General features: G+C 65.0%; 8 protein-coding genes. 3 read left to right on the top strand and 5 right to left on the bottom strand.

What is annotated here, in order from left to right; genetic code table 11:
- Both IC50_RS08395 and ccmA read right to left on the bottom strand, forming a co-directional pair.
- On the bottom strand, window positions 1-316 hold a 316-nt coding region (locus tag IC50_RS08395; RefSeq protein WP_035702935.1), incomplete at its 3' end, for a heme exporter protein CcmB.
- A gap of 301 nt (window positions 317-617) precedes the next feature.
- Window positions 618-1,220 (bottom strand): heme ABC exporter ATP-binding protein CcmA, encoded by a 603-nt coding sequence (ccmA, locus tag IC50_RS08390; protein WP_035702934.1) that lies wholly within the window; start codon window positions 1,218-1,220, stop codon window positions 618-620.
- A gap of 241 nt (window positions 1,221-1,461) precedes the next feature.
- Between ccmA and acnA the strand changes: the two genes are divergently transcribed.
- From acnA to IC50_RS08375, 3 genes are all read left to right on the top strand, one after another.
- Window positions 1,462-4,182, top strand: coding sequence for an aconitate hydratase AcnA (gene acnA / locus IC50_RS08385; RefSeq protein ID WP_035702932.1), 2,721 nt, complete (start codon window positions 1,462-1,464; stop codon window positions 4,180-4,182).
- Between the two features lie 234 nt (window positions 4,183-4,416).
- Window positions 4,417-5,193, top strand: a complete 777-nt coding sequence (locus tag IC50_RS08380; RefSeq protein WP_035702931.1) for a DUF1223 domain-containing protein — start codon at window positions 4,417-4,419, stop codon at window positions 5,191-5,193.
- 542 nt (window positions 5,194-5,735) lie between these two features.
- Window positions 5,736-6,107: a DUF2794 domain-containing protein gene (locus tag IC50_RS08375; RefSeq protein WP_035702937.1), complete on the top strand. Its 372-nt coding sequence runs from the start codon at window positions 5,736-5,738 to the stop codon at window positions 6,105-6,107.
- A gap of 146 nt (window positions 6,108-6,253) precedes the next feature.
- Here IC50_RS08375 and IC50_RS08370 read toward each other — a convergent pair whose 3' ends face one another.
- The 3 genes from IC50_RS08370 to IC50_RS08360 all read right to left on the bottom strand — a co-directional run.
- Window positions 6,254-6,784 carry a GNAT family N-acetyltransferase gene (locus IC50_RS08370; RefSeq protein WP_035702929.1) on the bottom strand — a complete coding sequence of 177 codons (531 nt, stop codon included), beginning with the start codon at window positions 6,782-6,784 and terminating at the stop codon, window positions 6,254-6,256.
- A gap of 240 nt (window positions 6,785-7,024) precedes the next feature.
- Window positions 7,025-7,816 (bottom strand): Bax inhibitor-1/YccA family protein, encoded by a 792-nt coding sequence (locus IC50_RS08365; protein WP_035702927.1) that lies wholly within the window; start codon window positions 7,814-7,816, stop codon window positions 7,025-7,027.
- A 281-nt stretch (window positions 7,817-8,097) separates the two neighbouring features.
- Window positions 8,098-9,229 (bottom strand): ABC transporter permease (locus IC50_RS08360; RefSeq protein WP_035702926.1); only part of this gene is annotated, 1,132 nt, incomplete at its 5' end.

Below are 9,229 nucleotides of genomic sequence, written 5' to 3'. Positions count from 1 at the left end.
GGGCGCCCAGCCAATGCGCCAGCGCCTTGGCGGCGCAGGCGAGTTCCAGCGGCGTCCGGCTCATCGTGATCAGGTCGAGCGAGCCGTCCTCATGGTCGGCCATGAACAGCCGATCCAGGGTCAGCAGGCTCGCCAAGAGCGCGCCGAGCCACAGGATCGCCGGTCCGAGCCGCGACAGCAGCGCCAGATCCGGCCCGACCGCGAACGGCATCAGCACCACCACGGTGAGGAAGAACAGCACGCCGATCAGCGCCCCGCCGCCGACGCGCAGCGCGATCCGGATGTCCCGGCGAATGAGGGCGGAGAGGGCGGTCATGGGCTGGCCCTTCCGGCGGAGCGGCCATGGGAGCAGGGCTGGGGCTCAGAGGACGGTGTGCTCCCTCCCCCCTTGCGGGGGAGGGCGGGGGAGAGGGGGAGCCCCGGGAGTGATGTTCGATAACTGCGGGATGCCGGCAACAACGCACCGGTTTCCCCAACGCTAGAACCGAGAGGTCTTGCCATGTGGCACCCCCCTCCCTGACCTCGAGAGCGAGCTTCGCTCGCCTCGGACCCCGCAAGGGGGGAGGGAACGGAGAGGCCGGACGCCAGCCGCTTGGAAAACTGAGGGTCGGTGGAAATCACACCTCACCCCCGATCCGCAGTTCTCGCGACTCGATCCCGAGCGGGGCGTGGGTGGCTGCGACAATCATGCCGCCGCGTGACAGGTGCTCGCGCATCAGGCCGCCGAACATGTCCTGGCCGGCCACATCCAGCGCCGTGGTCGGCTCGTCCAGGAGCCAGACCGGGCGGCGCACGGTCAGCAGCCGGGCCAGCGAGAGCCGGCGGCGCTGGCCGGCGGAGAGGAAGGCGGCTGGAAGATGGGTCGCATGGTCGAGCCCGACCTTGGCGAGGCTCTCGGTCGCCTCAAAACGCTCGCCGCCGAGAAAATCAGCCCAAAACGTCAGATTCTCCTCCACGCTGAGCGCCGGCTTCAGGGCATCGCGATGGCCGAGATAGTGGCACTGCTCGGGCAGCGTCAGCTCGGCATCGCCGCCTTGAAGCGCGATCTTGCCCCCCGCCGGCACGAGCAGGCCCGCGATCAGCCGCAGCAGCGAGGTCTTGCCCGATCCGTTGCGGCCCATCACCGCCAGGGCTTCGCCCGAGGCGGCCGCGAACTCGAGGCCGGCGAACACCTCGCGTCCGCCCCGCACACATTTGAGCCCGTGACCTGAAAGCCGCATCTCGCCTCGTTTCAACCCGCTCAAAGCCAGGCCTCAGGAAAACTTGGGGTAGCGCATGGGAATTTTTGGCTCGCGGGTTGCTGCGGTACGATTGTGGCTGTGGCGGTGCCGTTAGAAAGCTTCTATAAGCCCGGAACTACTTGATGCAGCAACTCAACCCGCCCCTGCAAGCGGCCCAGCCTGACACGCTGACGGTGTTAAAATACCCCGCCGGGTATAACTAACAATTGGGATCTCCTACATGACCTCGCTCGACAGCTTCAAATGCAAAAAGACTCTCAAGGTCGGCGCCAAGACCTATGTCTATTACAGCCTGCCTACAGCCGAGAAGAATGGTCTGAAGGGAATTTCGAAACTTCCCTATTCGATGAAGGTCCTGCTCGAGAACCTGCTGCGCAACGAGGACGGCCGCTCGGTCAAGAAGGAAGACATCGTCGCGGTCTCGAAATGGCTGCGCAAGAAGTCGCTGGAGCATGAGATCGCCTTCCGCCCGGCGCGCGTCCTGATGCAGGACTTCACCGGCGTGCCGGCGGTGGTCGACCTCGCCGCGATGCGCAACGCGATGCAGAAGCTCGGCGGGGACGCCGAGAAGATCAATCCGCTGGTGCCGGTCGACCTCGTCATCGACCACTCGGTGATCGTGAACTTTTTCGGCGACAACAAGGCCTTCGGCAAGAACGTCACCGAGGAGTACAAGCAGAACCAGGAGCGCTACGAGTTCCTGAAGTGGGGCCAGAAGGCGTTCTCGAACTTCTCGGTCGTGCCGCCCGGCACCGGCATCTGCCACCAGGTCAACCTCGAATATCTGGCCCAGACGGTCTGGACCAGGAAGGAGAAGATGACGGTCGGCAAGAAGACCGGCACCTTCGAGGTCGCCTATCCCGATTCGCTCGTCGGCACCGATTCGCACACCACCATGGTCAATGGTCTGGCCGTGCTCGGCTGGGGCGTCGGCGGCATCGAGGCGGAAGCCTGCATGCTCGGCCAGCCGCTGTCGATGCTGCTGCCCAACGTCGTCGGCTTCAAGCTGAAGGGCGCGCTGAAGGAAGGCGTCACCGCGACCGACCTCGTGCTCACGGTCACGCAGATGCTGCGCAAGCTCGGCGTCGTCGGCAAGTTCGTCGAGTTCTTCGGCCCCGGCCTCGACCATCTCTCGGTCGCCGACAAGGCGACGATCGCCAACATGGCGCCCGAATACGGCGCGACCTGCGGCTTCTTCCCGGTCGATGCCGCCGCGCTCGACTATCTCAAGACCTCCGGCCGCGCCTCGGCGCGCGTTGCGCTGGTCCAGGCCTATGCCAAGGCGCAGGGCCTGTTCCGTACCGCCAAGTCGCCCGATCCGGTGTTCACGGAAACGCTGACGCTCGACCTCGGCGACGTCGTGCCGTCGATGGCCGGCCCGAAGCGTCCCGAAGGCCGCATCGCGCTGCCCACCGTCGCGGACGGCTTCTCGCTCGCGCTCGGCAGCGAGTACAAGAAGGCCGAGGAGCCCGCCAGGCGCTTCCCCGTCGAAGGCAAGAACTTCGACATCGGCCATGGCGACGTCGTGATCGCCGCCATCACCTCCTGCACCAACACTTCGAACCCGAGCGTCCTGATCGGTGCCGGCCTGCTCGCGCGCAACGCCGCCGCGAAGGGCCTCAAGGCCAAGCCGTGGGTGAAGACCTCGCTTGCTCCGGGCAGCCAGGTGGTCGCGGAATATCTCGCCAATTCCGGTCTGCAGCCCTATCTCGACAAGGTCGGGTTCAACCTGGTCGGCTTCGGCTGCACCACCTGCATCGGCAATTCCGGTCCGCTGCCTGAGGAGATCTCGAAGGCGATCAACGACAACGGCGTCGTCGCGGCCGCGGTGCTCTCCGGCAACCGCAACTTCGAAGGCCGTGTCTCGCCGGACGTGCAGGCGAACTACCTGGCCTCGCCGCCGCTGGTCGTCGCCTACGCGCTAGCGGGCAGCGTCACCAGGAACCTCGCCACCGAGCCGCTCGGCGAGGGCAAGGACGGCAAGCCGGTCTACCTGAAGGACATCTGGCCGACGACGAAGGAGATCAACGCCTTCATGAAGAAGTTCGTGACCGCGTCGATCTTCAAGAAGAAGTATGCCGACGTGTTCAAGGGCGACACCAACTGGCGCAAGATCAAGACGGTCGAGAGCGAGACCTATCGCTGGAACATGTCTTCGACCTATGTGCAGAACCCGCCCTATTTCGACGGCATGAAGAAGGAGCCGGAGCCGGTCACCGACATCGTCGAGGCGCGCATCCTCGCCATGTTCGGCGACAAGATCACCACCGACCACATCTCGCCGGCCGGTTCGATCAAGCTCACCTCGCCCGCCGGCAAATATCTCAGCGAGCACCAGGTACGCCCCGCCGACTTCAATCAGTACGGCACGCGCCGCGGCAACCATGAAGTCATGATGCGCGGCACCTTCGCCAACATCCGCATCAAGAACTTCATGCTGAAGGGCGCCGACGGCAACATTCCCGAGGGCGGCCTCACCAAGCACTGGCCCGACGGCGAGCAGATGTCGATCTACGACGCCGCGATGAAGTACCAGGAAGAGCAGGTGCCGCTGGTGGTGTTCGCCGGTGCCGAATACGGCAACGGCTCCTCGCGCGACTGGGCCGCGAAGGGCACGCGCCTGCTCGGCGTGCGCGCCGTGATCTGCCAGAGCTTCGAGCGCATCCACCGCTCCAACCTGGTCGGCATGGGTGTGCTGCCGCTGACCTTCGAGGAAGGCACCTCCTGGCAGTCGCTGGGCCTGAAGGGCGACGAGAAGGTCACGCTGCGCGGTCTCGTCGGCGACCTCAAGCCGCGCCAGAAGCTGACCGCGGAGATCGTCTCCGGCGACGGTTCGTTGCAGCGCGTTTCGCTGCTTTGCCGCATCGATACGCTGGACGAGCTCGACTACTACCGCAACGGCGGCATCCTGCACTACGTGCTGCGCAAGCTCGCGGCGTAAGCGCGGATTTGTGAACGATGGCTCACTGCGAAGTGAGTAGAAGCCTAAACGAAGGCGGCCTATCAAAGGCCGCCTTCGCGCGTTTGCGGTACGTTTCGGATGGGCCCGCCCGGCGTAAAACCCTCCCTTGGACGGTTGCCTGGACGGACGAATGTGCCGCGCCCCCGTAAGAGTACGGTGACCATCAGGCGATAAGATTTCCCTTCCCACGAGCAATGGTGTGCGGCGTTCGACATGACGACAACAGCGGCTTCTCATCTGATTTCACGTTGGTCCGGCGCCCTCTGGTCGGGGGCTCTCGGCATATGTGCGATCATCGCCGTCATCCGTCCTGCCGAGGCTGATCCGCGCGCCGTCGTCGAGTTGTTCACCTCGCAGGGCTGCTCCTCCTGTCCGCCCGCCGACCAGATCATCGGCGATCTCTCCAAAGATCCCTCCGTCATCGCGCTGAGCATGCCGATCGACTATTGGGACTATCTCGGCTGGAAAGACACGCTGGCGGACTCGCGCTTCTCTGCGCGCCAGCGTGCCTATTCGCGCATGCGTGGCGACCGCGAAGTCTACACGCCGCAGGTCGTCGTCAACGGCTCCGCGCATGTCATCGGCAGCGATCGCGCCGGCATCGAGAGCGCGATCGGCAAGACGGACAAGGGTACTGGCGTGATGAGCGTGCCGGTGACGATGTCACTCTCGGGCAAGCAGATCAACGTGTCGGTGGCAGCAAGCAGGGAGCCCGCGGTCTCGCGCGGCGAGGTCTGGATCTGCTCGATTGCCAGGTCGGTGCCGATCGCCATCACCCGTGGCGAGAATCGTGGACAGCAGGTCACCTATCACAACGTCGTGCGCAACCTGCTCAAGGTCGGCGACTGGACCGGCCGTCCGGAAAGCTGGACTGTGCCGATCGAGAACCTGACGCGCGACGGCGTCGACGGCGCGGTGGTCTATGTCCAGGACGGCAGCCGGGAGAAGCCCGGCCCGATGCTGGGCGCGGCGTACACGTCGCTGCATTGAAGCGCAGCACGCTTAAGATCGCCTCAGGACAATTTGTCTGTCGTCTTTCCGGGGCGCGCGAAGCGCGAGCCCGGAATCCATCTATCCATATTCCGAGATGAGAAATGGATTCCGGGCTCGCGCCAAGAGGCGCGCCCCGGAATGGCGGGAAGCAGAAACGTCCCGACGTAAACAAAAAAGGACCAACTCGCGTTGGCCCTCCTTGCCGTGCGTACACAGACCCGATCCTGTTCGACCCCGGGGGGCTGGGGGCTGAGGAATCCGGAACCGAAAGGACCGGGTCAACGCACGTGATTCTTTTCGCAATGCAGGGCGGCGGGCGGTGGGCGGAAAAGCGGCGATACTATGATTCCTGCTAACGATCCCGTGACGGTTTGCCGCGATAAAGTTCCACCTCTGCGTGTGCCCAGTTGCGTGGCGATTTGATGGGTTGAACCCCTTGCGGCGCGGAACGGTTGGCGCAATCATGCAACTGTCGTGAGCGCGGTTCCGGGACGGTCTTCGCGGCCGCGATCATGCCGTGCGATGAGGAGGCGCTTCCCATGAGCTTGATGTCGGAGGATGCCGATCCGAGCGAGCAGCGCGCGGCGGCGCGTCCCGCCGCCGCGAATGCGCAGGCCAACCGAGTGACGTTCAACCGGCTCGAGCTGCACCGGATTCTCAATCTCTACGGCCGCATGGTCGCCGACGGCGAGTGGCGTGACTACGCCATCGACTTTCTGAAGGACCGCGCCGTGTTCTCGGTCTATCGCCGCGCCTCGGAAGTGCCGATCTATCGCATCGAGAAGGACCCGCGGCTCGCGCGCAAGCAGGGCATGTACAGCGTGATCTCGGCAACCGGGCTGATCCTGCGCCGCGGCCATGAGCTGGAGCGCGTGTTGCTGGTGATCGATCGGAAGCTGGCGGTGGTGTGACGACCTTCGGCCGTCATTCCCCCGGCGCGACGAAGTCGCGAACTCCGGCGCGCAGTTGCGCGCCTGAGAAGCTCGATCCGCTTTCGCAACCAACTTCTGGATTCCGGGTTCGATGCTAACGCATCGCACCGGAATGACGGATAAGGCTACGTTCCCGGCACCGTGCTGGCGCCCTCGCCGAGGTCCCGCTGCATCATCACCGTGTCCAGCCAGCGGCCGAATTTCAGCCCGACACTGGGATGCGTGCCGATCATCTTGAAGCCGGCCTTGGTATGCACGCCGATCGATCCGGCATTGGCGGAATCGCCGATCACCGCGATCATCTGGCGAAAGCCGCGCGCCTCGCATTCGGCGACCAGCCGCTCCAGCAGCAGAGAGCCGACACCGCGGCGGTGGAAAGAGGGATCGAGATAGATCGAGTTCTCGACCGTAAAACGATAGGCCGGCCGCGGGCGGTAGGCCCCGGCATAGGCATAGCCGGCCACGCGGCCGTCGAGGATCGCGACGAAATAGGGATAGCCGCCGTCCAGCAGCGCGCGATAGCGGCGCGTCATCTCTGAGAGGTCCGGCGGCTCCAGCTCGAATGTCGCCGTGCCCTCGCGGACGGCCTGCTGATAGATGGCGGTGATGGCGGGAAGGTCGGCCTCGGTCGTGGGCCTGATTTCGGGTGCGGACATGGCGGGAAGATAGCAGCGGTATCGCAACGAGCAACGCTGTTTCCGCATGCGTCATGGCCAGGCTTGTCCCGGCCATCCACGCCTTTACCCGCAGCACGAAGAACGTGGATGCCCGGGCCTTCGTCTCGCCGAAGCGGCTTCGGCCGCGCAGGCGGGACAAGCCCGGGCATGACGGCGTATTACGCAAACAAAAACCCCGGCCTCTCGGCCGGGGTTTATGTCGTTCACTCGGTTGGGCGCTTAATCGCGCTGGCCGAGAAGCTGCAGCAGCAGCGTGAACAGGTTGATGAAGTTCAGGTACAGCGACAGCGCGCCGGTGATGGCCGCGCGCTCCGCGATGTCCCCGCCGGCCGAGGCGTAGCCGTAGATGTAGTCGTTCTTCAGCCGCTGGGTATCCCAGGCGGTGAGGCCCGCGAACACCAGCACGCCGACCACCGACACGATGAACTGCAGCATCGAGCTTGCCAGGAACAGGTTCACCAGGCTCGCGATGATGATGCCGATCAGGCCCATGAACAGGAACGAGCCCATCCCGGTGAGGTCACGACGCGTGGTGTAGCCGTAGAGGCTGAGCGCACCGAACGTCGCCGCGGTGATGAAGAACACCCGCACGATCGAGGTGTGCGTGAACACCAGGAAGATCGACGACAGCGAGATGCCCATCAGCGCCGAGAACACCCAGAACAGGATCTGGGCGGTCGAGGGCGCCAGACGGTTGATGCCCGCCGAGATCACGAACACCATCGCGAGCGGCGCGAGCATGAACAGCCACTTCAGCGGGCTCACGAACATCGCGTAGCCGAACGGCGTCAGGAACAGCTTGCCGACTCGAACCGCTTCCGGGGTCGGAACGTCGGTCACGGCGGCCATGTAGACGCCGAGCGCGGCCAGGCCGGTGATGGCCAGGCCAATGCTCATGTAATTGTAGATGCGCAGCATGTAGGCGCGCAGGCCGGCATCGACCGTCGCGGCGTCAACACGCCCGGCGGCCCTGCCGAAAGGAGAAGCGTAGTTACGGTCTAGGTCCGACATGGTCGAATTCCCGTTGGTTGGTCCGGTCCGGCATGAGGGTCGCCATGCCGCCGGTTCGTCAAACTCTATCTCGGATACCGACGCCAGCCGACTAAATTCTGGCTCACAATCGGGGCTCCGAACCCATTCGATATGTGGGAAACTAGCACATTCGCTGCAACCTTCCACGCGCGGCTGAATGTCGCCCTTGGCGGCAATCCTGACGCGAACCTGACGAGCAGTCGTGGTTAATCGCAGGAATCGTGCGATTCCGCTCGCGTGTACCCAACCGCTACATTTTGTCACAAATTCCGCAACACCGTGGCGGGCTTCTTGTTCAACGCCAGCAGCGTGCCGGCGAGCCCGAGCCCGACGGTGACGACCAGGGCGGCCACCACCACGCCCGCCGCGCTGCCGGCCTGCCAGACGAAGCTCAGCGTCATCAGCCGCGTCACGATCATCCAGGCCGCGATGCTGCCGGCGATGACGCCGAACACCGCGGTGGCGAGCCCGATCAGGAGGTATTCGAGGGCATAGGCGCCGAGCAGCCGCAGCCGCGTCGCGCCCAGCGTCTTCAGGATCACCGCATCGTAGACCCGGTGACGGTGGCCGGCCGCGAGCGCCCCGCCCAGCACCAGGATCGCCGAGATCAGGGTCACGGCGCTGGCGCCGCGGATCGCCAGCGCCAGATTGGTCACGACCGAGCCGACCGTCTCCATCACCTCGCGCACGCGCACGCTCGTCACCATCGGATAGGCGGCGGCGACCTGCTTGATGATCTTGCCGTCGCCCGCAGCATCGCCGCCGGCCTCGGTCAGCGTTGCGATATGGGTATGCGGGGCCCCCTTGAAGGCGTTCGGCGAGAACACGAGGACGAAGTTGATGCCGAGACCCTGCCAGTCGATGGTGCGCAGATTGCCGATTCTCGCCGGGATGTCGCGGCCGAGCACGTTGACCACGATTTCGTCGCCGAGCTTGAGGCCGAGCCCGTCGGCGATCTTCTTCTCCATCGAGACCAGCGGCGGGCCGGAATAATCGGCGCTCCACCATTCGCCCTCGACCACCTTGGAACCTTTCGGCAGCTCGCCGGTGTAGGTCAGGCCGCGGTCGCTCTGCAGCACCCATTCGGAATCGGTGGTGGGCTTGAGATCCTCGGCGCGCACGCCGCGCGCGGCGACAATGCGCCCGCGCAGCATCGGCACGTCCTCGACCTTGGCGCCCGGCGCGATCTGGCGCAGATAGAAGTCGAATTGCTCGGCCTGCGTGCTCGGGATGTCGATGAAGAAGAAGGATGGCGCCCGATCGGGCAGTGCCGCGAGGAACTGCCGGCGCAGATTGCCGTCGATCTGGGTGATGGTGACGAGCACGGCGAGCCCGAGCCCCAGCGACAGTACGACGGACGGCGTCAGCGCGCCGGGCCGGTGGATGTTGGCG

It is taken from the genome of Bradyrhizobium genomosp. I (2014) (assembly GCF_000261685.1).
GTDB lineage: Bacteria > Pseudomonadota > Alphaproteobacteria > Rhizobiales > Xanthobacteraceae > Bradyrhizobium.
This window is presented reverse-complemented; position numbering and strand designations above follow the sequence as displayed.

Excerpts from the sequence above, each read along its gene's own strand:
- ccmA (WP_035702934.1), bottom strand. The coding sequence starts at position 1,220 with ATGCGGCTTTCAGGTCACGGGCTCAAATGTGTGCGGGGCGGACGCGAG.
- IC50_RS08375 (WP_035702937.1), top strand. The coding sequence starts at position 5,736 with ATGAGCTTGATGTCGGAGGATGCCGATCCGAGCGAGCAGCGCGCGGCG.
- IC50_RS08380 (WP_035702931.1), top strand. The coding sequence starts at position 4,417 with ATGACGACAACAGCGGCTTCTCATCTGATTTCACGTTGGTCCGGCGCC.
- IC50_RS08370 (WP_035702929.1), bottom strand. The coding sequence starts at position 6,784 with ATGTCCGCACCCGAAATCAGGCCCACGACCGAGGCCGACCTTCCCGCC.
- IC50_RS08365 (WP_035702927.1), bottom strand. The coding sequence starts at position 7,816 with ATGTCGGACCTAGACCGTAACTACGCTTCTCCTTTCGGCAGGGCCGCC.
- acnA (WP_035702932.1), top strand. The coding sequence starts at position 1,462 with ATGACCTCGCTCGACAGCTTCAAATGCAAAAAGACTCTCAAGGTCGGC.